The following is a 21,182-nucleotide window of genomic DNA, read 5'->3' on the forward strand; positions in this document are numbered from 1 at the left end:
TCGGACCATGAAAAACAAACTCGTCGTCTTCCTGATCGCCGCGATCGGACTGCTGGTGCTGCCGCTGATCGCGCAGGCCGCCGGCAACTTCTGGGTGCGGATGATCGACTTCGCGCTGCTGTACGTGCTGCTGGCGCTGGGCCTGAACATCGTCGTCGGCTACGCCGGCCTGCTGGACCTGGGCTATGTCGCGTTCTACGCGATCGGGGCCTACATGTTCGGCCTGATGGCCTCGCCGCACCTGGCCGAGACCTTCGAGGGCTTCAAGCAGATGTTCCCGAACGGACTGCACTCGCCGATCTGGCTGGTGATTCCGCTCGGCGCGGCGCTGGCCGGCATCGCCGGCATGGTGCTGGGCGCGCCGACGCTGAAGCTGCGCGGCGACTACCTGGCGATCGTCACGCTCGGCTTCGGCGAGATCATCCGCGTCTTCATGAACAACCTCGACCGGCCGGTGAACATCACCAACGGTCCGAAGGGCCTGCAGCAGATCGACAGCACCAAGATCTTCGGCATCGACCTCGGCCGCACCGGTGAGCTGTTCGGCTACGAGATCTCCGGCGTCACGAAGTACTACTACCTGTTCCTCGCGCTGGTGATCGCCAGCGTCATCATCTGTTATCGGCTCGAGCGTTCGCGCATCGGCCGGGCCTGGATGGCGATCCGCGAGGACGAGATCGCTGCCAAGGCGATGGGCCTGAACACCCGCAACCTGAAGCTGCTGGCCTTCGGCATGGGCGCCACCTTCGGCGGCGTGTCCGGCGTGATGTTCGCCACCTTCCAGGGCTTCGTCTCGCCCGAGTCGTTCGCGCTGCAGGAGTCGGTGATGATCGTCGCGATGGTCGTGCTCGGCGGCATCGGCCACATCCCCGGCGTCGTGCTCGGCGCGGTGCTGCTGGCCGCGCTGCCCGAGGCGCTGCGCTGGGTCGCCGGCGAGCTCGACCTGCAGCGGCTGACCGACGGCCGCCTCGACGCCGCGATCCTGCGCCAGCTGCTGATCGCGCTGGCGATGATCGTGATCATGCTGATGCGCCCGCGCGGCCTGTGGCCGTCGCCGGAGCACGGCAAGGCCGCGCCGCAGCCGACGTCGTCGACGCGCTGATGCTCGAGAAGGACCTACAACGATGAGCCAAGCAGTCCTCAAGGTGGCCAACGTCTCCAAGCGCTTCGGCGGCTTGCAGGCGCTGTCCGACGTCGGCATCACGATCCAGCCGGGGCAGGTCTACGGCCTGATCGGCCCCAACGGCGCCGGCAAGACGACCTTCTTCAACGTCATCACCGGCCTCTACACGCCGGACTCCGGCAGCTTCGAGCTCGGCGGCGCGCCGTACGTGCCGACCGCGGTGCACGAGGTGGCCAAGGCCGGCATCGCGCGCACCTTCCAGAACATCCGCCTCTTCGCCGAGATGACGGCGCTGGAGAACGTGATGGTCGGCCGTCACGTGCGCTCCGGCTCGGGCCTGCTGGGCGCGATCTTCCGCACGCCCAAGTTCAACGCCGAGGAAGCGGCGATCGCCGCGCGCGCGCAGGAACTGCTCGACTACGTGGGCATCGGGCGTTATGCCGAGTACAAGGCGCGCACGCTGAGCTACGGCGACCAGCGCCGCCTGGAGATCGCCCGTGCGCTGGCCACCGACCCGAAGCTGATCGCGCTGGACGAACCGGCCGCCGGCATGAACGCCACCGAGAAGGTGGTGCTGCGCGAGCTGATCGACCGCATCCGCAAGGACGGCCGCACGATCCTCTTGATCGAGCACGACGTGAAGCTGGTGATGGGCCTGTGCGACCGCGTCACGGTGCTCGACTACGGCAAGCAGATCGCCGAAGGCACGCCGTACGACGTGCAGCGCGACGAGAAGGTGATCGAGGCCTACCTGGGCGCCGGCCATAAAGCACATTGACCGACACGGAACGAATCACATGGCGAACAACGACAACGTTCTGCTGAAGGTCACCGGCCTGAAGGTGGCCTATGGCGGCATCCAGGCGGTCAAGGGCGCGAGCTTCGAGGTGCGCCAGGGTGAGCTGGTCAGCCTGATCGGCGCCAATGGCGCGGGCAAGACGACGACGCTGAAGGCCGTCACCGGCACGCAGCCGATGGCCGCCGGCACGATCGAGTTCATGGGCCGCAACATCGCCGGCCAGGGTGCGTGGGACCTCGTCAAGCAGGGCCTGGTGATGGTGCCGGAAGGTCGCGGCACCTTCACCCGCATGACCATCGTCGAGAACCTGCTGATGGGCGCCTACGTGCGCAACGACAACGAGGTCGAAGCCGACATCGACAAGGTGTTCTCGATCTTCCCGCGCCTGAAGGAGCGCGCGGCCCAGCTCGCCGGCACGATGTCCGGCGGCGAGCAGCAGATGCTGGCGATGGGCCGCGCGCTGATGGCGCGCCCGAAGGTGCTGCTGCTCGACGAGCCGTCGATGGGCCTGTCGCCGATCATGGTCGACAAGATCTTCGAGGTCGTGAACGACATCCACAGCCGTGGCACCACGGTGCTGCTGGTCGAGCAGAACGCCAGCCGCGCGCTGCAGCTGGCCAACCGCGGCTACGTGATGGAGTCCGGCGAGGTCACGATGAGCGGCGACGCGAAGGCGCTGCTGAACGACCCCAAGGTGCGCGCGGCCTACCTGGGCGAGTGATCCCCGCCTGGCGGCACGCGCTGCCGCAAGGCGGGCGTCAGGCAAGGCACGCACCATGGCGCGGCCCCTCCCCGGGGTTGGAGCCGACCGATGCGATGCCTGTACCGGATCCTCGCTGTCCTGCTCACCTGCGGCGCGTTCGCCGCGGCGGCGCAGACCGTCGCCATCTATCCGCGCAGCCTGTCGACCACCGACAGCCGGTACCGCTACGACTACGAGCTGCTGCGCCTGGCGCTGGAGGCCACCCGCGACAGCCACGGCGCCTACGAGCTGCGGCCCTCCGACGAGGCGATGAACCAGGCCCGCACAGCGGACGAACTCGCGCGCGGCAGCGGGCGGGTCACCATCTTCGCGCGCTCGACCTCGATCGAGCATGAGCAGCGCCTGCTGCCGATCCGCATCCCGGTCGACAAGGGCCTGGTCAGCTACCGGCTGTTCCTGATCCGCGCCGACAGCCAGTCGCGCCTGGACGACGTGCGCACGCTCGACGACCTGCTGCGCTTCAGCGTCGGCTCCTTCGTCACCTGGACCGATACGCAGGTGCTGCGCCGCGGCGGCTTCGAGGTGATCACCGGCGACAACTACGACGGGCTCTTCCGCATGCTAGTCGCCAAGCGCTTCGAGCTCTTCTCGCGCAGCGTCGACGAGGCGCTGCGCGAATGCGACGAGCGCCGGGCCGAGCTGCCGGACCTGGCGGTCGAGAACGGCCTGCTGCTGTATTTCCCGCATACGCGCTACTTCTTCGTCGCCCGCCATGGCGATGGCCAGCGCCTGGCCGCACGCGTCGAGGCCGGCCTCGAGCAGCTGATCCGCGACGGCCGCTTCGACGCGCACTTCCTGCAGCACAAGGGCGCGTTGATCGAGCGCGCGAAGCTGAAGTCGCGGCGCCTCTTCCGCATCGACAACCCGCTGCTGTCGCCGCAGACGCCGCTGGCCAGGCGTGAACTCTGGTACGACCCGCTGCGTTGAGTGCGGCCGGGGCCCCCGTACTTTCCCTCGCCGGCCCCGCGCTTCAAGCCAGCTTTAAGCCTGGCACCGCTACCGTGCGCACCCTGCGCCGCCGGCCCTCGGTGGCGAGAGGAGACTTCTCATGCGGTACCGGGATCTCTGTGGGCGGGCGCTGGCGACGATGGCCGTCGTGTTCGCACCAGCACTGGTGCAGGCGCAAGGCGCCGGCCCGCTGCGCATCGGCTTCATCTGCCCGGCCAGCGGCGGCTCGGCCGATTTCGGCACCAGCGCGCGGCTCGGTGCCGAGCTCGCGGTGCAGGAAATCAACGAAGCCGGCGGCTTCCTCGGCCGCACGGTGCAGCTCGTCGCGCGCGACGACCAGGCCAATCCGGACAAAGGCCGCGCGATGGCCGAGGACCTGGTGCTGAAGGAGAAGGTCGACTTCACGATCGGCTTCTGCAATACCGGCGTGGCGCTGAAGTCGCTCGACGTGTTCCAGGACAACAAGCACCTGCTGCTGGTTCCGGTGTCCACCGGCTCGGCGGTGACCGCCAAGTACCCGGCCGCCGAGAGCTTCATCTTCCGCCTGTCTCCGCGCGACCGCCTGCAGGCCGCGGCGCTGGTGGCCGACCTGGTCGAGCGGCGCAAGCTGACGAAGATCGCGGTCTTCGCCGACCGCACCGGCTACGGCGAAGGCGGTTACAAGGACGTGGTCGGCTTCCTCGGCGAGCGCGGGCTGCAGCCGGTGTACAGCGGCCGCTTCGATCTCGGCGTCAAGAGCCTCGTCGCCGAGGTGCAGGCGGCGAAAGCCGCCGGCGCGCAGGCGCTGATCGGCTACTCGGTCGGCCCCGAGCTCGCGGTGCTGGCCGCCGCGCGCCGCGAGGCGAAGTTCGACGGCCTGCTGTACGGGCCCTGGCCGATGTCCTTCCGCACCGTCTGGGAACACTCCGGCGGCGGCGCCGAAGGCGCGGTGATGGTGCAGTCGATCATCCCGAACCTGGCGAACGAGCGCCGCAGCTCGTTCATCGCACGGCTGAAGCGCCATGCGGGCAGCCAGAGCATCGCCTCGCTGATGGCCGCGGCGCAAACCTACGACTCGGTGCACCTGATGCTGCGCGCGCTGTTCCAGACCCGCGGCGCCGGCGGCGCCGCGAGCCTGAAGAACGCGCTCGAGAACCTCGAGAAGCCCTACGTCGGCGTGATCACCACCTACGAACGGCCGTTCTCGAAGGCCGACCACGACGCGTTCACGATGAACATGATCTGGCTCGGCACCTGGCGCGGCGGCGAGATCCGCTACCAGTACGCCGAGGATGAGAAGCGCGCCGGCTTCATCCGACGGAAAGAGTGAGCTCGGCGAGCACCTCGTCGAGCATCGCCAGCGCCAGCTCGACCTCGCCGCTGCCGACGTTCAGTGCCGGCATGAAGCGCAAGGTGCCGGGCCTGGCGGCGTTGACCAGCAGCCCCGGCCGCTTGTCGTCGGCGCGCCGACGCAGCGCGTCGACGATCGTCGCGGCGCCGTCGTCCGGCACGTCGAGCGCGCGCAGCAGGCCCTGACCGCGCACTGCGCCGAGCCCGTGCCGCTTCGACAGCTCCGCCAGCCCCTGCGCCAGCTGCTCGCCGCGCGCGCACACCGCTGCCAGGAACGAGGGCCGCGCAACCTGCTGCAGCACCGCGCGCGCGACCGCGCAGACCAGCGAGTTGCCGTTGTAGGTGCCGCCCTGGTCGCCGGGCGCGAAGCAGCAGACCGCTTCGCTGGCCAGCAGCGCGCCGATCGGCACGCCGCCGCCCAGGCCTTTGCCGAGCGTGACGATGTCCGGCCGCAGCCCCAGGCCCTGGTGCAGGAAGAGCGGGCCGCAGCGGCCGACGCCGGTCTGCACTTCGTCGACGATCAGCAGCAAGCCGTGCCGGTCGCACAGGCGCCGCAGGCCGGCGACGAAGCCGGCATCGGCCTCGATCACGCCGGCCTCGCCCTGCACCAGCTCCAGCATCACCGCGACCGTGTGGCCGTCGATGGCGGCCTCGACCGCATCCAGGTCGTTGTACGGCAGCTTGACGAAGCCCGGCAGCACCGGCGGGAACAGGCGGTCGAAGCCGGGCTTGCCGCTCGCTGCCATCGTCGCCAGCGTGCGGCCGTGGAAGCTGTTGCCGAAGCTGAGGATCGTGCTGGCGCCGCGCCGGTGCAGTTGCCCCCATTTGCGCGCGAGCTTGATCGCGCCTTCGTTGGCCTCGGCGCCCGAGTTGGTGAAGAACACGCGGTCCAGGCTCGCCAGGCGCGTCAGCTCGGCCGCCAGCCCGATCGCCTGGTCGTTGTGGAAGCCGGGACCGGTGTGCAGCAGCCGGCCCGACTGCTGCACCAGCGCGTCGGTGATGACGGCGGGCGCATGGCCCAGCGCGTTGACCGCCCAGCCCTGCACGAAGTCGAGGTAGCGGTGGCCGGTCGAGTCCCACAGCCAGCTGCCGAGGCCGCGCACGAACACGGCGGGCGGGCGCTGGGTGACGTGCATCAGCGCGTCGGTGGGGAACTGCTCGAAAGCAAGCGTCGTCGGGGTCATCGGGTTTCCTGGGGTGGAGAGGAAGGAAACCCGCCGCGGCCTGGAAGAGGGAGCCCCGGGAAGGCGACCCTGAAAGCGATGAAGGCCACGACGGGTGTCGTGGCCTTCGGTGGTGCCCTTCGGTGGGCCCTACGCAGTCGCTACGTCCCGCTCAACGGTGTCGTCGAGCGCGGCGTCGCAGCGAAAGTTGTGGGGTCGAAAGGGTCCTCATGGCGCGCGAAGACTAATCGACGCTGCTGCAGTGCGTCAAGCGGCAGTCAGTCGACCTTGGCGCCGGAGGCCTTCACCACCGGCTCGTAGCGCCGGAGCTCGGCGGCGACGAAGGCCGCGAACTGTTCGGGCGTGGTCGGCGCAGGCTCGGCCATCAGCGTCGCGAGGCGGCTCTTCAGCTCGGCGCTGGCCAGCGCGTCGGAGAAGGCCTTGTGCAGCCGCGCCAGTACGTCGGCCGGCAGCTTCGCCGGGCCGAAGAGGCCGAACCAGGTGCCGACGTCGAAGTCCTTCAGGCCCAGCGTGGCGCCGGTGTCGGCGATCGTCGGCAACTCGGGAAGCGCGCTAGAACGGGTCTTCGTCGTCAGCGCCAGCGCGCGCAGCTTGCCGGACTTGATGTTGGCCGAGGCCGACGCCAGGTTGTCGAAGTTGAGATCCACCTGGCCGGACAGCAGCGCCAGCTGCGCCGGGTTGCCGCCGGCGTAGGGGATGTGGACCATGAACACGCCGGCCTGCGCCTTGAACATCTCGCCGGCCAGGTGCCCCGCGCTGCCGTTGCCGCCCGAGCCGTAGTTCAGCTTCGCGGGATGGCGCTTCGCGTAGCTGACGAGGTCGGCGACGCTCGCGATGTTCAGCCTCGCCGCGGTCTCGGCGTTCATCACCAGCACGTTGGGCACCAGCGCGACACGGGTGATCGGCGTGAAGTCCTTGATCGGGTCGTAGGGCAGCCTGGCGTACAGCCAGGGGTTGATCGCGTGCGTCGCGACCGCGCCCATCACGATGGAATGGCCGTCCGGTGCGGCCTTGGCGATCTGATCGGCGCCGAGGTTGCCGCCGGCGCCAGGCCGGTTCTCGACGATCACGGTGCCCAGCGAGTCCTTCACCGCGTTCGCGAGCGCGCGCGCAACGATGTCCAGCGGCCCGCCGGGCGGGTAGGGCACCACCAGGCGGATCGGGCGCGGCGCCTGCGCGAAGGCGGGGGCGGTGCCGGCGGCGAGCAGCGCGGCGAGTTGGCGGAGGTGGGTGCGTCGATCGATCGTCATGCGAGCTCGCCGTGCTTGTCGGCTTCGGAGGTGAAAGCGTCGGCGTAGAACTCCTCCGCCGGCAGGCCGCAGCGGGCGACGAAGTCGCGCTGCGCGGACTCGACCATGATCGGCGCGCCGCAGGCATAGACCTGGTGGCCGGACAGATCGGGCAGGTCGTGCATGACCGCTTCGTGCACGAAGCCGGCCCGGCCGCCCCAGCCATCCTCGGGCTTCGCCTCCGACAGCACCGGCACGTAGCGCAGGCTCGGCAGCTCCTGCGTCGCGGCCTCGGCCCAGTCGTGAAGGTACAGGTCGCCACGCTGGCGGCAACCCCAGTACAGCACCGCGGGGCGCGTGCTGCCGATCTCGATCAGCCGTTCGATGATCGCCTTGATCGGCGCGAAGCCGGTGCCCGACGCCAGCAGCACGATCGGCTTGTCCGACGCCTCGCGCAGGAAGAAGCTGCCGAAGGGGCCCTCCATGCGCAGGATGTCGCGCTCCTTCATCACGTTGAACACATGGTCGGTGAACTTGCCGCCGGGCATGTGGCGCAGGTGCAGCTCGATCGCCGGCGGGCTGCCGAGGCGGCTCGGCGCATTGGCCATCGAGTAGCTGCGGCGCGAACCATCGCGCAGGATGAACTCGATGTACTGACCGGCGTGGTACTGGAAGTTCTGGTTCGCCGGCAGTTGCACCTTCAGCACGGCGACGTCCGGCGCGCGGCGCTCGATCGTCAGCACGCGGCCCGGCATCTTCAGGATCGGGAACTCGCCGGCGCCCGGCACGCTGCGCGCTTCGATCACGCAATCGGTCTGCGGCGTCGAGCAGCAGGTCAGCACCAGGCCGGCCTCTTCCTCGGCGTGCGACAGCGCCTTCGCCTGGTGCGCGCCGTGCAGCACGCGCCCTTCGAGCAATCGGCTCTTGCACGAGCCGCACGCGCCGTCGCGGCAGCCGTAGGGCAGGCCGATGCCCTGGCGGATGGCCGCTGCCAGGATCGGTTCGTCGCGGGCCACGTCGAACTGGCGGCCGGCGGGGAGAATGGTGACACTGAACGTCATGATCGGGTCGCGCGTGCGGCCGAGTTGAGGCGGCCGAGTTACAGCGGCCGCCATTGTGCCCGCCGCTGCCTGCCCGCCCTGGATGCCGTCCCGATGAGCCTACCCCTTGCTGCGATGCGCCGGCCGACGCTGCTGATCGTCGGCTGCGGCGATGTGGGCCTGCGCGTGCTGAAGCTGCTGGCGCCGCGCTGGCGGCTGCTGGCGCTGACCTCGTCGCCGGCGCGCTGCGACGAGCTGCGCACGGCGGGCGCGGTGCCGCTGGTCGGCAACCTCGACCAGCCGGCGACGCTGGCGCGCCTGGCCGGCCTCGCCGACGCGGTGCTGCACCTCGCGCCGCCCGCGGGCGACGGCGCGATCGACCGCCGCAGCCGCGACCTGCTGGCCGCGCTGGCGCGCAGCACGCGGCTGCGGCGGCTGGTCTACGCCAGCACCAGCGGCGTCTACGGCGATGCCGGCGGGGCGTTCATCGACGAGACGCGGGCGCCTCGCCCGGCGACCGCGCGCGGCGCACGGCGTGTCGATGCCGAGGCGCGCATGCGCCACTTCGGCCGCTTCACCGGCGTCGCGGTCAGCGTGCTGCGAATCCCCGGCATCTACGCGCCCGGCCGCGTCGGCGGCGATCCGCGCGAGCGCCTCGCGCGCGGCACGCCGGTGCTGCGCGCCGAGGACGACGTCCATACCAACCACATCCATGCCGACGATCTCGCGCGGGCCTGCGTCGCCGCGCTGCACCGCGGCCGGCCGCAGCGCATCGTGCATGCCAGCGACGACACGCAGCTGAAGATGGGCGACTACTTCGACCTGGCGGCCGACTTCGCCGGCGTCCCGCGGCCGCCGCGTTTCGGCCGCGACGAAGCCGCGCAGCGGCTGACGCCGGTGCAGATGAGCTTCCTGTCCGAATCGCGCCGCCTGTCGAACCGGCGGCTCAAGCGCGAGCTCAGGCTCGTGCTGCGTTATCCGACCGTGGCCGAGGGCCTGGCGGCGCTGAAGGGCTGAGTGCGGCGCTGGCCGACCTCGAGCGGATCGGCCACCGCGAGACAGGCCGGCCCGGCCTCAGATGCCCTGCGCCCGCTTCAGCGTCTTCATGCGGTCGACGCTGAACACGCGCACCGTCTGCGCCTCGCCGTTGCGGCGGATGTCGAGCACCACCTCGCGCTCCGGCGCGCCGCCGGCCCACAGCCTGGTCCACAACTCTTCCAGCGCGTGCACGTCGTTGCCGTCGATGCGCAGGATGTGGTCGCCGGCCTGCAGCCCCGCGACGTCGGCCGGGCTGTCGTCGTTGACGCGCACGATGCGCACCGCGCCTTCATGCTCGACGCAGTTGACGCCGATCCACGCGCGGCGGCTCGAGGCGCTGGTGCCGGCGCGCAGCAACTCGTCGAAAATCGGCGACAGCAGGTCGATCGGCACGAACATGTTGCCCGGCAGGCGCTCGTCGCCGCCGGCGGCATCGGCGACGATCAGCGAGCCGATGCCGACCAGCTCGCCGCGGATGTTGAACAGGCCCGCACCGCTGTGGTCGCGGCGCGGCGGCGTGGTGAACAGCGCGCCGGGGATGTGGTACTCCCAGTAGCCGGCGAACGAGCGCTTGGACACCAGCCATGCGGCGCTGACGGCGCCATCCTCGCCGCCGCTGGCGATCATCAGTCCCTCGCGCTGCTTCAGCGATTCCGAGCGACCCAGCGGCACCGCATCGATGCGCAGCGGCGCCAGCGCCTGCACCAGGCCGAAGCCGGTCGCCACGTCGTAGCCCATCGTGCGGGCCGGGATCACGCGGCCGTCGTCGGTGACGATCTGCACCTGCTCGGCCTCGAGCACCAGGTAGCCGATCGTCAGCACCAGGCCTTCGCGGCTGATGACGACGCCCGAGCCTTCGCGCACCTTGCCCAGTGAACTGGCAGAGCGTGCACCCTCGACGGCGATCACCTGCACGCCGACCACCGCGGCCTGCGCCCGCTGCAGCGCGCGCGAGGCTTCGCTCATCTCGCCGTCGGTGGGGTCGGGCGCGGCTGCCGCGGCGGGCGGCCAGATCAGGGTCCAGACGGCCAGCATCGCCAGCAGGATGGTCCATGCGGCGGCAGGTACATGCAGTCGTGGCAGCTTCATCGCGACACTCCCGAGCCCTGTCCGGATGGACACCGCCGGGGTCCCGACCGTTCCCTGCAACCGGGGGCGCGCGAGAAATTTTTACCCCGCCTGTTCGCGGGGCCTCGCGTCTCGGCGGATCAGCGTCGCGATTTCGGCCCGCGCCCTAAGGGCAGCCGGCCGCGCCAGTAGCTGATCATCAGCCACGCGCCGAGCATGCCGCCCAGGTGCGCGAAGTGCGCGACGCCGCTGCGGCTGAAGAGGCCGAACAGCAGCTCGATCGCGCCGAACACGATCACGAAGGTGCGCGCCTTCATCGGGATCGGCGGGATCAGCGGCATGATGATGCGGTTCGGGAACAGCATGCCGAAGGACAGCAGCAGGCCGAACAGCGCGCCCGAAGCGCCGACCGTGTAGCCGCGGCCGCCGCCGAGCAGCAGGAACAGCGTCTGCACGACCGCGGCGGCGAGCACGCTGGCCAGCAGCAGCTGCAGGTAGCGCTTGCGGCCCCACAGGTTCTCCAGCTCGCCGCCGAACATCCACAGGCCGAACATGTTGAAGAACAGGTGGGTGAAGTCGCCGTGCAGGAAGGCGTAGGTCACCGGCTGCCACGGCAGGAAGCGGCCGCTGGTCACGCCCCACAGCGCGAACCACTGTTCGATCGCGATGCCGGAGACGCTGGGCAGCAGCAGCTGCACGCAGAACACGGCGGTGCAGATCAGCATCAACGCCTGGGTGACCGGTGGCAGGGGCGGCATCGGCTATTCGCGGGAGGAGGTGGTGGTGCCCTCGGCCAGACTCGAACTGGCACGCCTTGCGGCGGCGGATTTTGAATCCGCTACGTCTACCGATTTCGTCACGAGGGCAGTGGCCGCACGCGGGTGCGGCAAGGGCGCGGATTATGGCGCGAAACCCCGTGCACCGCCGGCCGTTCGGGCTGCGATCACAATCGCCGCCGGAGGTACCGATGTCCGAGCCCAGAGAGCCCCGTTATCCGACGATCGAGGATGTGATCGGCCGCACGCCGCTGGTGCGGCTGCAGCGCCTGCCCGGCGCAGGCAATGCCGCGCGCGGCAATGTGATCCTCGGCAAGCTGGAGGGCAACAACCCCGCAGGGTCGGTCAAGGACCGTCCGGCGATGAGCATGATCCGGCGCGCCGAGGAGCGCGGCGACATCCGCCCCGGCGACACGCTGATCGAGGCCACGTCGGGCAATACCGGCATCGCGCTGGCGATGGCCGCGGCGATCCGCGGCTACCGCATGCTGCTGATCATGCCGGAGGACCTGTCGGTCGAACGCGCGCAGACGATGAAGGCCTATGGCGCCGAGCTGATCCTGACGCCACGCTCGGGCGGCATGGAGTACGCGCGCGACCTCGCCGAGCAGATGCAGCGCGAGGGCAAGGGCCGCGTGCTCGACCAGTTCGCCAATGCCGACAACCCGCGCGTGCACTACGAGACCACCGGCCCCGAGATCTGGGACGAGACGCAGGGCCGGATCACCCATTTCGTCAGCGCGATGGGCACCACCGGCACGATCACCGGTGTCGGCAGGTACCTGAAGGAGAAGCGCCCGGGCGGCGGCGTGCGCATCGTCGGTGCGCAGCCGGCCGAAGGCTCGCGCATCCCGGGCATCCGCAAGTGGCCCGAGGCCTACCTGCCGCGCATCTACGACCCGGCGCAGGTCGACGAACTGGTGCTGGTGTCGCAGGCCGATGCCGAGGAGATGGCGCGGCGCCTGGCGCGCGAGGAGGGCTTGTTCGCCGGCATCTCCGCGGCCGGCGCGGCCTGGGTGGCGCTGCAGATCGCCGAGAAGGTCGAGAACGCGACCATCGTCTTCGTCGTCTGCGATCGCGGCGAGCGCTACCTGTCGACCGGCGTGTTCCCGGCCTGAAGCGGAGCCGAGGCGCCATGGGTTACGACTACCGCTTCTGCCCGCAGTGCGCGACCGCGCTGCAGACCATCGAGCAACTGGAGGACGGCGGCCCGAAGTCGCGCCTGCGCTGCCCCGCCTGCCAGTGGACGCACTGGAACAACCCGACGCCGGTGCTGGCCGCGGTGATCGAATGCGCGGACCGCGAGGGCCGTCTGCTGCTGGCGCGCAATGCCGCGTGGACCGCGCGCATGTTCGGCCTGATCACCGGCTTCATGGAAGCCGGCGAGACGCCGCAGGACGGCATTGCCCGCGAGGTGGCCGAGGAGACGTCGCTGGAGGCGTTGTCGACCTCGCTGATCGGCGTCTACGACTTCCAGCGCATGAACCAGGTGATCATCGCGTACCACGTGCTGGCACGCGGCGAGATCCGCCTGTCGCCCGAGCTCGCCGAGCACAAGCTCTACGCGCCGGCCGACGTGATGTGCTGGCCCGCCGGCACCGGCTATGCATTGGCCGACTGGCTGCGTTCGCGCGGCCACGAGCCGCGCTTCATGGAGTGGCCCTCGCGCCGCCCCTGATTCCCGACTGTCCCCAGGAGACGAGACGACGATGGATGCCCAGAAGGAACTCGACACGCGCGGCCTGAACTGCCCCCTGCCGATCCTGAAGGCCAAGAAGGCGCTGGCGGAGATGGGCAGTGGCGAGGTGCTGAAGGTGCTGGCGACCGACCCCGGCTCGGTGCGCGACTTCCAGGCCTTCGCCAAGCAGACCGGCAACGAGCTGCTCGAGCAGACGCGCGCCGGCGACGAGTTCGTGCACTTCCTGCGCCGGCGCTGAGACGCCGCAGGGCCGCCAGAAGGCGGTTCGCGCCCCCTTGGGGGGCAGGAGCGAAGCGACGTGGGGGCCCGAGCGCCGGCGGGCCCGCATGCCCCGGCACGTCAGAGCTCCAGCGAACGCAGGTACTCGCGAAAGCCGGCGCCCAGCTGCGGGTGGGCGAGCGCCATCTCGACGTTGGCCTGCAGGAAACCTTCCTTGCTGCCGCAGTCATAGCGTTTGCCTTCGTAACGGTACGCGAAGACCTTCTCGCGCCGCAGCACCGACGCGATGCCGTCGGTCAGCTGCATCTCGCCACCCACGCCGAGCGGCTGGGTCGCGATCTCGTGGAAGACCCCGGGCGTCAGCACGTACCGGCCGGCCACGCCCAGCCGCGACGGCGCCTCCGACGGGTCGGGTTTCTCGACGATGCGCTGCACGTCGATCAAGCGCTCGTTCACCGGCGTGCCGGCGACGATGCCGTAACGTTTCGTATGCTCCAGCGGCACTTCCTGCACCGCGATGATCGATGCGCGCCACTCGGCGAACTGCTCGACCATCTGCTGGAGCACCGGCTTGGCGCCGATCATCAGGTCGTCCGCCAGCAGCACCGCGAAGGGCTCGTTGCCCACCAGGCGCTGCCCGCACAGCACCGCATGCCCCAGGCCCAGCGCGTGCGGCTGGCGCACGTAGATGCACTCCATGTCGCTGGGTTTCACGCTGCGCACCACCTCGAGCAGTTCGGCCTTGCCCGCTTGTTCGAGGGCTACCTCGAGCTCGAAGGTCATGTCAAAGTGATCCTCGATCGGTCGCTTGTGACGCCCGGTCACGAAGATCATCTCCCGCACGCCGGCGGCGTATGCTTCCTCGACGGCATACTGGATCAGTGGCTTGTCGACCACCGGCAACATTTCCTTCGGCTGCGCCTTGGTCGCCGGCAGGAAGCGGGTGCCCAGACCCGCCACAGGGAAGATCGCCTTCTTGATCAACATCTCGTTACTAGAATCGGGCCCATGGAAGCGAACCACGGCAGACAGCGTGCCCGGCCCGGCCGGCCGCCGTCCCGGGGCGTGAGGCCCTTCACAGCGTTGACGCGCCCGAGATGGATGTCCTGATCGTCGAACCGCTGGACCCTGAAGTGATGCACTGGCTCGTGGCGCGCCACGCGGTGCGTTACGCGCCCGACCTCGCGCGCGATCCGCGGGCATTCCGGCAGGCGCTGTACAACGTGCGCTCGCTGATCATCCCGCCGTCGGTCGCGCTGGATGCCGATGCGCTGCACCACGCGCCGATGCTGCGCGCGGTGGGCCGGCTGAGCGCCGGCGCCGAGAACATCGATGTCGATGCCTGCGCGCGCGCCGGCGTCGAGGTGGTGCGGCCGAGCAATGCCACCGCGGCCGCCGAGGCCGAGTTCATCATCGGCGCGCTGCTGCAGATGCTGCGGCGCGTGCCGGTGGTCAATGCCGAGGGCCTGCTGGTCGGGCGCGAGCTCGGCGGCTCCACCGTCGGCCTGGTCGGCATGACGCCCACCGCCCGGCCGCTGGCGCAGCTGCTCGGTGCCTTCGGCGCCCGTGTCATCGGCTACGACCCGGCGGTGCACTCCAGCGATCCGCTTTGGCACCGCTGGCGCGTGGAGCCGGTGGGCCTGCGCGAGCTGATGGAAGAGTGCGAAGCGGTCAGCGTGATGCTCACGTACTTCACGCGTTATCACGGGCTGCTTGGCGAGCGCTTCCTGCCGTTCTGCCGGCCCAACCAGGTGATGGTGTGCATCGCGCCGTCGAGCGTGTTCGACGAGGCCTCGCTGGCGGAGGTGCTGGGCACCGGCCGCATGGCCGCGGCCTGGTTCGACAGCATGGAGCCCGGGATGCTGGAGCCGGGCCGTCCGCTGCACGAGATCGACACGCTGCAGATCACGCCGCGCGTGTCCAGCACGACGCGCGAGTCGCGTGTGCGCAGCGCCTGGGGCGTCGCGCGGCGCATCGACGAGCTGCTGACCGCGCCCGCCACGCGCCGCGAATTCAGGTCGACCGACTCGACAGACGAGCCAATTGATCTTGCAGCCGGCGGAGCGTCTGGCTGAGCTCGGCCAGGCGCTGCCGGCTCTGCTCCACCACCGCCGCCGGTGCCCGCGCGACGAAGCCGGCATTGCCCAGCTGCGCCTCGATCTTCGCCTTCTCCGCTTCGCGCGCGCCCACCTCCTTGCTCAGGCGGGCCTTCTCGGCGTCGACGTCGATCTCCACATGCAGCGCGAGCCGCGTATCACCCTGCACCGCCACCGGCGACAGCCCGCTGGCCTGCGCGAACGTGGCCTCGTCGGTGAAGACCGTCAGCTCCGACACCTTGGCCAGCGCCTTCAGCACCGGCGCCGCCTGCGCGATGAAATCGGCGTTGCCGATCGTGTAGAGCGGCTTGCGGTCGCCGGGCGACAGGTTCATCTCGCTGCGCAGGCTGCGCACCGCCGCGACCAGTGACTTGAGCTGGCCGACCCAGGCGTCGGCCGCGGCATCGATCTTTTCCAGCTGCGCGACCGGGTAGGGCGCGCTGGCGATCGTCTCGCTCGCCTTGCGGCCGGCCACCGGCGCCACGGCTTCCCACAGCTCGGCAGTGATGAACGGCGCCACCGGGTGCAGCAGGCGCAGCACCACTTCGAGCACCCGGATCAGCGTGCGGCGCGTCGCGCGCTGCGCGGCCTCGTCGCCGGCCTTGGTGGCTTCGGCCAGCTGCACCTTGGCGATCTCGAGGTACCAGTCACAGTACTCGTCCCAGACGAACTGGTAGATCGCGCCGGCGACGTTGTCGAGCCGGTAGTCGGCGAAGCCCTGCGCCACCGCGGCCTCGACGCGCTGCAGCTCGCCGCTGATCCAGCGGTCGGCCTGCGAGAACTTCATGTAGCCGTGGAACGCGCCGCCAGGCTCGCAATCGGCCTTGGTGTGCTCCTTCAGGCCGCAGTCGAAGCCCTCGCAGTTCATCAGCACGAAGCGCGTCGCGTTCCAGAGCTTGTTGCAGAAATTGCGGTAACCCTCGCAGCGCTTCGAGTCGAAGTTGACGCTGCGGCCGAGCGTGGCCATCGCCGCGAAGGTGAAGCGCAGCGCATCGGCGCCATAACCCGGAATGCCCTCGGGGAACTCCTTCTCGGTCGCCTTGCGCACCTTCGGCGCAGTCTCCGGCTTGCGCAGGCCGGTGGTGCGCTTGTCCAGCAGCGGTCCCAGCGCGATGCCGTCGATCAGGTCCACCGGATCGAGCACGTTGCCTTCGCTCTTGCTCATCTTGTGGCCGTGCGCGTCGAGCACCAGCCCGTGGATGTAGACGTCGCGAAACGGTACCGTGCCCGTGAAGTGCTTGGTCATCATGATCATCCGGGCGACCCAGAAGAAGATGATGTCGTAGCCGGTGACCAGCACCGACGATGGCAGGAAGAGGTCCTGCTCGATCGTCTTCTCGGGCCAGCCGAGCGTCGAGAAGGGCACCAGCGCCGACGAGTACCAGGTGTCCAGCACGTCCTCGTCGCGGGTCAGCGCGCCGGTGTAGCCCGCGGCCTGGGCCTTGGCACGGGCCTCCTCTTCACTGCGCGCGACGAACAGCTCGCCGCTCGTCCCGTACCAGGCCGGAATGCGGTGGCCCCACCAGAGCTGGCGGCTGATGCACCAGTCCTGGATGTTCTTCATCCACTGGTTGTAGGTGTTGACCCACTGCTCGGGCACGAAGCGCACCTCGCCCGATTCGACGACCTCGATCGCCTTCTGCGCGATGCTCCTGCCGTCGGCGCCGGGCTTGCTCATCGCGACGAACCACTGGTCGGTCAGCATCGGCTCGATGACCTGGCCGGTGCGCGCGCAGCGCGGCACCATCAGCTTGTGCTTCTTGGTCTCGACCAGCAGGCCCTCGGCCTCGAGCTGCTCGACCACCTTCTTGCGCGCGACGAAGCGGTCGAGGCCGCGGTAGGCCGCGGGCGCCTCGTGGTTGAGCTTCGCGTCGAGCGTGAAGATCGTCAGCATCGGCAGCCCGTGGCGCATGCCGACCGCGTAGTCGTTGGTGTCGTGCGCCGGCGTGACCTTCACGACGCCGGTGCCGAAGGCCTTGTCGACGTAGGCATCGGCGATCACCGGGATCAGCCGGTCGGCGATCGGAAGGCGCACCTGCTTGCCGATCAGGTGAACGTAGCGCTCGTCCTCGGGGTGCACCATCACGGCGGTGTCGCCGAGCATGGTCTCGGGCCGCGTCGTCGCGACGACCAGCTCGCCGGAGCCATCGGCCAGCGGGTAGCGGATGTGCCAGAGGAAGCCGTCTTCCTCTTCGCTCTCGACCTCCAGGTCCGACACCGCCGACTTCAGCACCGGGTCCCAGCTGACCAGCCGCTTGCCGCGGTAGATCAGGCCCTCGTCGTACAGGCGCACGAAGGTCTCGGTGACGATGGTCGAGAGCTTCTCGTCCATCGTGAAGTACTCGTGCGCCCAGCTGACGCTGGTGCCCATGCGGCGCATCTGCCGCGTGATCGTCGCGCCCGAGGTCGACTTCCAGTCCCAGACTTGCTTCAGGAACGCCTCGCGGCCGAGGTCATGGCGCGACAGCCCCGCCTCCTGCAACTGGCGCTCGACGACGATCTGCGTCGCGATGCCGGCATGGTCGGTGCCTGGCACCCACAGCGTGTTGAACCCGCGCATCCGGTGGTAGCGCGTCAGCGAGTCCATGATCGTCTGGTTGAACGCATGGCCCATGTGCAGCGTGCCGGTGACGTTCGGCGGCGGCAGCTGGATCGAGAACGACGGCTTTGCCGGGTCCAGCGTCGGCGCGTACACCCCCGACTGCTCCCACAGCGGGCCCCAGCGGGCTTCGATGGCGGCGGGTTCGAAGGACTTGGCGAGTGCGGTCATGGCGGCAGCGAAAGAAATGTCGCGACGCCGGCAGCACGATCGGCCCGCCGGCGCGACAGGGGCTTCGAGGGGAGCCGGGATTGTAGGTGCGAGGCCTCTGCGCGCCCGGCGCGTCCGCCTGCGTGCCGAACAATGCAAAGAGGCCCGCAGTGCGGGCCTCTGGGGGGCGGGTCAGCCCGCATCGCGGGCCGCAGCAAGCCGAGCGGCTTACTTCTTGTCGAGATCAACCTCGGCCTTGCGCTCGCTCATCGTCTTGCTGACGGCGACGGGCTTGCCCTTCAGCTGGTTCAGCGCCTGCTGCAGCGGGAAGTCCTCCAGGCTGCCGAACTCGGGCAGCGGCTTCGGCGGTTCCTTGGACTTCGCGGTCTGCTCCTCGAGCTTCTTGCGCGCTTCCTCCCGCGCCTTCTCGCGGGCTTCGTCCTTCTTCTCGTCGCCGCCGCCGTTGCCGAGGTGCTTCTCGAGGTCGGCCTCGCGCATGCGCAGCGCCGCGAAGACATTGCCTTCGGCGGTTTCATCGAGCCAGACATCCGGCACGATGCCCTTGGCCTGGATCGAGCGGCCCGACGGCGTGTAGTAGCGCGCCGTGGTGATCTTCAGCGCCGTCTCGGCCGACAGCGGGCGCACCGTCTGCACCGAGCCCTTGCCGAAGGTCTGCGCGCCCATCACGATCGCGCGCTTGTGGTCCTGCAGCGCGCCGGCGACGATCTCGCTGGCCGAGGCCGAGCCTTCGTTCACCAGCACCACCAGCGGCACATTCTTCAGCGCGGCCGGCAGCTTTTTCAGCGGATCCATGCCGCCGCGGCGCAGGTAGTGCTCGGCCGACGCCTTCAGCGTGGCCTTCGACTCCGGCACCTGGCCGTTGGTCGACACCACGGTGACGTCCTTCGGCAGGAAGGCCGCGGCAATCGCGACCGCGCCTTCGAGCAGGCCGCCCGGGTCGTTGCGCAGGTCGAGCACCAGGCCCTTCAGGTTCGGCTCGGCCTTGTAGATGTCCTCGAGCTTGCGGCCGAAGTCCTCGACCGTGCGGTCCTGGAACTGGCTGACGCGCACCCACGCATAGCCGGGTTCGAGCACCTTCGAGCGCACGCTCTGCACGCGGATTTCCTCGCGCACGATGGTGATCGGGAAGCTGCGGTTCTCGACCTTGCGGAAGACCGTCAGCTGCACCTTGGTGTTCGGCTCGCCGCGCATGCGCTTGACGGCCTGGTCCATCGTCAGGCCCTTGACGGCGCTGTCGTCGATCTTGGTGATCAGGTCGCCGCTCTTCAGGCCGGCGCGGTAGGCGGGCGAGCCTTCGATCGGCGAGATGACCTTGACCAGGCCTTCTTCCATGCCGATCTCGATGCCGACGCCGACGAACTTGCCGGTCGTGCCCTCGCGGAATTCCTTGAAGGTCTTCTTGTCGAAGTATTGCGAGTGCGGATCGAGGCCGGCCACCATGCCGCCGATCGCGTCGGAGATGAGCTTCTTCTCGTCGACCGGTTCGACGTAATCACTCTTGACCATGCCGAACACGGCCGCGAGTTGCTGCAGCTCTTCGAGCGGCAAAGGCGCGAGCGAGTTTCGGGCGTAGGCCTGGAGTTGAATGGTTGTCAGCGCACCCGCAACGGCCCCGAGCGTGAGGAGACCCGCGACCTTCAATTTGCCACCCATAGAACCTGCCTTCAGCCCGCTGCTTGCGGGCCCATCATGTCAAGGCCTCGCAAAGATTGCGAGGCCTTCCGCCAGCGACTGCGGCCAGTATAGGCCGCCCCCATCGCACTGAGTGCAGTTTCTGCTGAAAGTTGCATCGCCGGTGCGGGTGAAATTCGTGAAATGGGATACGACTGGCGGAGCCCGCGGGACAGTGGTGCGAACGCATGCGCAAATACCCGTAGACGCATCTACGATGGCCATGGAGGGGGGCCTTGTCTTGACCAGCAGCGTCAACGTTCCGCGTCTGGACCGGATCCGTGAAGACTTCGTCGATACCGCCTGGCGCGGTCTGTTCTGGCTGGCATGGGTCGCGTTGCCGATCAGCACGTGGCGGACCTGGGAGTTCGGCTGGACGCCGGCCTTCAATGTCCTGCTGGCGTCGGTGGCCGGCATCTTCGCCATCCATGCGTTGCGCCGCCGCCTGCCATTGGCCGTCAAGCGGTCGTTGCTGCTGCTGGTCCTGTGGTTCGCCAGCTTGGCGGGACTGTCCTCCTTCGGCATCGCGGGTACCAGCCTGACACTGTTGACCACGAATTGCTTCGTCGCGGTGATGATCCTGCCCTTGAGTCGCGCCGTGCCGGTGATCCTGCTCGGCCTGCTGACGTTGGCGCTGGTGGGCGCCGCGTACGTGACCGGCTGGCTGACGCCGGTGCTCGACCTGAACCAGTTCTCGGTGATGGCCTCGAGCTGGATCAACCTGATCGTCGTGGTCTCGGGCATCTCGGTGATGATGGCGCTGGCCGTCGGCGCCTTTCACCGCGCGGTCGAGGGGCTGCTGGCCGAAGTGGCCCGGCAGCGCGACGAGATCGAGCACCTGGCCACGCACGACAAGCTGACCGGCCTGCCGGCCCTGCGCCTTGCGGCAGACCGCATCGACATGGCGCTGTCCCACGCGGCCCGCAACGGTGACAAGGTGGCGCTGCTGTTCGTCGATCTCGACGGTTTCAAGGCCGTCAACGACAAGCACGGCCACGAGGCCGGCGATCGGGTGCTCGCGGAAGTGGCCGCCCGCCTGAAGACCTGCGTACGCGCCAGCGACACGGCCGCGCGCATCGGCGGGGACGAATTCATCGTCGTGCTGCCGGATCTGCACGACGCCGCGGCGGCCGGCGAGGTCGCGGACAAGATCATCCAGGCGGTGTCGGCCCCGATTGCCTTCGGCACGGCGTCGCTGGCCGTCGGCGCCAGCATCGGCATCGCCGTCTTTCCGGACCATGCCCAGGACAGCATCGCCCTGCGGCGGGCCGCGGACGGCGCGATGTACGAGGTGAAGCGGCAGGGCAAGAACGCCCATGCATTTGCCCAGGCGGTGAAACCAGACGGCGTGGCGCCCCCGACAGGAATCGAACCTGTATCTGAGACTTAGGAGGTCCCCGTTCTATCCATTGAACTACGGCGGCGGCGCG

General features: G+C 69.3%; 19 protein-coding genes and 2 tRNA genes. 11 read left to right on the forward strand and 10 right to left on the reverse strand.

Going from position 1 to position 21,182, the window contains the following annotated elements; all coding sequences use genetic code 11:
* The first annotated feature begins 7 nt into the window (after positions 1-7).
* From P1K89_RS11375 to P1K89_RS11395, 5 genes are all read left to right on the forward strand, one after another.
* Positions 8-1,102 (forward strand): branched-chain amino acid ABC transporter permease, encoded by a 1,095-nt coding sequence (locus P1K89_RS11375; protein ID WP_284616566.1) that lies wholly within the window; start codon positions 8-10, stop codon positions 1,100-1,102.
* 22 nt (positions 1,103-1,124) lie between these two features.
* Positions 1,125-1,901: an ABC transporter ATP-binding protein gene (locus P1K89_RS11380; protein ID WP_284616567.1), complete on the forward strand. Its 777-nt coding sequence runs from the start codon at positions 1,125-1,127 to the stop codon at positions 1,899-1,901.
* A 19-nt stretch (positions 1,902-1,920) separates the two neighbouring features.
* On the forward strand, positions 1,921-2,643 hold the full coding sequence (locus P1K89_RS11385; RefSeq protein WP_284616568.1) for an ABC transporter ATP-binding protein: 723 nt from the start codon (positions 1,921-1,923) through the stop codon (positions 2,641-2,643).
* 90 nt (positions 2,644-2,733) lie between these two features.
* On the forward strand, positions 2,734-3,612 hold the full coding sequence (locus P1K89_RS11390; RefSeq protein ID WP_284616569.1) for a transporter substrate-binding domain-containing protein: 879 nt from the start codon (positions 2,734-2,736) through the stop codon (positions 3,610-3,612).
* A gap of 121 nt (positions 3,613-3,733) precedes the next feature.
* Positions 3,734-4,942 carry an ABC transporter substrate-binding protein gene (locus P1K89_RS11395; RefSeq protein ID WP_284616570.1) on the forward strand — a complete coding sequence of 403 codons (1,209 nt, stop codon included), beginning with the start codon at positions 3,734-3,736 and terminating at the stop codon, positions 4,940-4,942.
* Here P1K89_RS11395 and P1K89_RS11400 read toward each other — a convergent pair.
* The 3 genes from P1K89_RS11400 to P1K89_RS11410 all read right to left on the reverse strand — a co-directional run bounded on the left by P1K89_RS11400 (position 4,923) and on the right by P1K89_RS11410 (position 8,436).
* Complete coding sequence (locus tag P1K89_RS11400) at positions 4,923-6,146, reverse strand: aminotransferase class III-fold pyridoxal phosphate-dependent enzyme (protein WP_284616571.1); 1,224 nt, start codon at positions 6,144-6,146, stop codon at positions 4,923-4,925. The genes P1K89_RS11395 and P1K89_RS11400 overlap by 20 nt on opposite strands.
* 257 nt (positions 6,147-6,403) lie before the next feature.
* A complete protein-coding gene (locus P1K89_RS11405; protein WP_284616572.1) occupies positions 6,404-7,396 on the reverse strand; it encodes a Bug family tripartite tricarboxylate transporter substrate binding protein in 993 nt (330 codons plus the stop codon).
* On the reverse strand, positions 7,393-8,436 hold the full coding sequence (locus tag P1K89_RS11410; protein ID WP_284616573.1) for a CDP-6-deoxy-delta-3,4-glucoseen reductase: 1,044 nt from the start codon (positions 8,434-8,436) through the stop codon (positions 7,393-7,395). Before P1K89_RS11410 ends, P1K89_RS11405 begins: the two co-directional genes overlap by 4 nt.
* A 93-nt stretch (positions 8,437-8,529) precedes the next feature.
* On the opposite strand from P1K89_RS11410, the gene P1K89_RS11415 reads away from it, so the two are divergent.
* Positions 8,530-9,432 carry an SDR family oxidoreductase gene (locus tag P1K89_RS11415; protein WP_284616574.1) on the forward strand — a complete coding sequence of 301 codons (903 nt, stop codon included), beginning with the start codon at positions 8,530-8,532 and terminating at the stop codon, positions 9,430-9,432.
* A gap of 57 nt (positions 9,433-9,489) precedes the next feature.
* On the opposite strand, the gene P1K89_RS11420 is transcribed toward P1K89_RS11415, so the two are convergent.
* The 3 genes from P1K89_RS11420 to P1K89_RS11430 all read right to left on the reverse strand — a co-directional run bounded on the left by P1K89_RS11420 (position 9,490) and on the right by P1K89_RS11430 (position 11,387).
* The gene (locus P1K89_RS11420; protein ID WP_284616575.1) at positions 9,490-10,542 is read right to left on the reverse strand and encodes a S1C family serine protease; all 1,053 of its coding nucleotides are present in this window, start codon (positions 10,540-10,542) and stop codon (positions 9,490-9,492) included.
* Positions 10,543-10,661: 119 nt separating this feature from the next.
* On the reverse strand, positions 10,662-11,279 hold the full coding sequence (locus tag P1K89_RS11425) for a rhomboid family intramembrane serine protease (RefSeq protein WP_284616576.1): 618 nt from the start codon (positions 11,277-11,279) through the stop codon (positions 10,662-10,664).
* Positions 11,280-11,302: 23 nt separating this feature from the next.
* A tRNA-Leu gene (locus P1K89_RS11430) sits at positions 11,303-11,387 on the reverse strand.
* A 101-nt stretch (positions 11,388-11,488) separates the two neighbouring features.
* Here P1K89_RS11430 and cysM point away from each other — a divergent pair.
* The 3 genes from cysM to P1K89_RS11445 are packed head-to-tail and all read left to right on the forward strand — an operon-like array spanning position 11,489 to position 13,234.
* Complete coding sequence (gene cysM, locus P1K89_RS11435) at positions 11,489-12,415, forward strand: cysteine synthase CysM (RefSeq protein ID WP_284616577.1); 927 nt, start codon at positions 11,489-11,491, stop codon at positions 12,413-12,415.
* A gap of 17 nt (positions 12,416-12,432) precedes the next feature.
* The gene (locus P1K89_RS11440; RefSeq protein ID WP_284616578.1) at positions 12,433-12,975 is read left to right on the forward strand and encodes an NUDIX hydrolase; all 543 of its coding nucleotides are present in this window, start codon (positions 12,433-12,435) and stop codon (positions 12,973-12,975) included.
* A 31-nt stretch (positions 12,976-13,006) separates the two neighbouring features.
* Positions 13,007-13,234 (forward strand): sulfurtransferase TusA family protein, encoded by a 228-nt coding sequence (locus P1K89_RS11445; RefSeq protein ID WP_284616579.1) that lies wholly within the window; start codon positions 13,007-13,009, stop codon positions 13,232-13,234.
* Between the two features lie 101 nt (positions 13,235-13,335).
* Here P1K89_RS11445 and galU read toward each other — a convergent pair whose 3' ends face one another.
* Positions 13,336-14,202 (reverse strand): UTP--glucose-1-phosphate uridylyltransferase GalU, encoded by an 867-nt coding sequence (galU, locus tag P1K89_RS11450; RefSeq protein WP_284616580.1) that lies wholly within the window; start codon positions 14,200-14,202, stop codon positions 13,336-13,338.
* A 110-nt stretch (positions 14,203-14,312) separates the two neighbouring features.
* Here galU and P1K89_RS11455 point away from each other — a divergent pair, with 110 nt between their 5' ends.
* Entirely contained in the window at positions 14,313-15,290 is a 978-nt protein-coding gene (locus tag P1K89_RS11455) for an NAD(P)-dependent oxidoreductase (protein ID WP_284616581.1), read from the forward strand.
* On the opposite strand, the gene P1K89_RS11460 is transcribed toward P1K89_RS11455, so the two are convergent.
* A complete protein-coding gene (locus P1K89_RS11460; protein ID WP_284616582.1) occupies positions 15,229-18,081 on the reverse strand; it encodes a valine--tRNA ligase in 2,853 nt (950 codons plus the stop codon). The two genes, P1K89_RS11455 and P1K89_RS11460, sit on opposite strands and share 62 nt — an antisense overlap.
* Before the next feature lie 207 nt (positions 18,082-18,288).
* Entirely contained in the window at positions 18,289-19,734 is a 1,446-nt protein-coding gene (locus P1K89_RS11465; RefSeq protein ID WP_284616583.1) for a S41 family peptidase, read from the reverse strand.
* A 772-nt stretch (positions 19,735-20,506) separates the two neighbouring features.
* On the opposite strand from P1K89_RS11465, the gene P1K89_RS33300 reads away from it, so the two are divergent.
* Positions 20,507-21,142 (forward strand): diguanylate cyclase domain-containing protein, encoded by a 636-nt coding sequence (locus P1K89_RS33300; protein ID WP_350081440.1) that lies wholly within the window; start codon positions 20,507-20,509, stop codon positions 21,140-21,142.
* Here the strand turns inward: P1K89_RS33300 and P1K89_RS11475 are convergent.
* Positions 21,102-21,176 (reverse strand) — tRNA-Arg (locus P1K89_RS11475). The two genes, P1K89_RS33300 and P1K89_RS11475, sit on opposite strands and share 41 nt — an antisense overlap.
* Positions 21,177-21,182 lie beyond the last annotated feature (6 nt).

The sequence above is a fragment of the Aquabacterium humicola genome, assembly GCF_030167915.1.
Lineage (GTDB): Bacteria > Pseudomonadota > Gammaproteobacteria > Burkholderiales > Burkholderiaceae_C > Pseudaquabacterium > Pseudaquabacterium humicola.

Excerpts from the sequence above, each read along its gene's own strand:
- P1K89_RS11400 (WP_284616571.1), bottom strand. The coding sequence starts at position 6,146 with ATGACCCCGACGACGCTTGCTTTCGAGCAGTTCCCCACCGACGCGCTG.
- P1K89_RS11405 (WP_284616572.1), bottom strand. The coding sequence starts at position 7,396 with ATGACGATCGATCGACGCACCCACCTCCGCCAACTCGCCGCGCTGCTC.
- P1K89_RS11375 (WP_284616566.1), top strand. The coding sequence starts at position 8 with ATGAAAAACAAACTCGTCGTCTTCCTGATCGCCGCGATCGGACTGCTG.
- P1K89_RS11445 (WP_284616579.1), top strand. The coding sequence starts at position 13,007 with ATGGATGCCCAGAAGGAACTCGACACGCGCGGCCTGAACTGCCCCCTG.
- galU (WP_284616580.1), bottom strand. The coding sequence starts at position 14,202 with ATGTTGATCAAGAAGGCGATCTTCCCTGTGGCGGGTCTGGGCACCCGC.
- P1K89_RS11465 (WP_284616583.1), bottom strand. The coding sequence starts at position 19,734 with ATGGGTGGCAAATTGAAGGTCGCGGGTCTCCTCACGCTCGGGGCCGTT.
- P1K89_RS11440 (WP_284616578.1), top strand. The coding sequence starts at position 12,433 with ATGGGTTACGACTACCGCTTCTGCCCGCAGTGCGCGACCGCGCTGCAG.
- P1K89_RS11390 (WP_284616569.1), top strand. The coding sequence starts at position 2,734 with ATGCGATGCCTGTACCGGATCCTCGCTGTCCTGCTCACCTGCGGCGCG.
- P1K89_RS11380 (WP_284616567.1), top strand. The coding sequence starts at position 1,125 with ATGAGCCAAGCAGTCCTCAAGGTGGCCAACGTCTCCAAGCGCTTCGGC.
- P1K89_RS11385 (WP_284616568.1), top strand. The coding sequence starts at position 1,921 with ATGGCGAACAACGACAACGTTCTGCTGAAGGTCACCGGCCTGAAGGTG.
- P1K89_RS11420 (WP_284616575.1), bottom strand. The coding sequence starts at position 10,542 with ATGAAGCTGCCACGACTGCATGTACCTGCCGCCGCATGGACCATCCTG.
- cysM (WP_284616577.1), top strand. The coding sequence starts at position 11,489 with ATGTCCGAGCCCAGAGAGCCCCGTTATCCGACGATCGAGGATGTGATC.
- P1K89_RS11425 (WP_284616576.1), bottom strand. The coding sequence starts at position 11,279 with ATGCCGCCCCTGCCACCGGTCACCCAGGCGTTGATGCTGATCTGCACC.
- P1K89_RS11395 (WP_284616570.1), top strand. The coding sequence starts at position 3,734 with ATGCGGTACCGGGATCTCTGTGGGCGGGCGCTGGCGACGATGGCCGTC.
- P1K89_RS11415 (WP_284616574.1), top strand. The coding sequence starts at position 8,530 with ATGAGCCTACCCCTTGCTGCGATGCGCCGGCCGACGCTGCTGATCGTC.
- P1K89_RS11460 (WP_284616582.1), bottom strand. The coding sequence starts at position 18,081 with ATGACCGCACTCGCCAAGTCCTTCGAACCCGCCGCCATCGAAGCCCGC.
- P1K89_RS33300 (WP_350081440.1), top strand. The coding sequence starts at position 20,507 with ATGGCGCTGGCCGTCGGCGCCTTTCACCGCGCGGTCGAGGGGCTGCTG.
- P1K89_RS11455 (WP_284616581.1), top strand. The coding sequence starts at position 14,313 with ATGGATGTCCTGATCGTCGAACCGCTGGACCCTGAAGTGATGCACTGG.
- P1K89_RS11410 (WP_284616573.1), bottom strand. The coding sequence starts at position 8,436 with ATGACGTTCAGTGTCACCATTCTCCCCGCCGGCCGCCAGTTCGACGTG.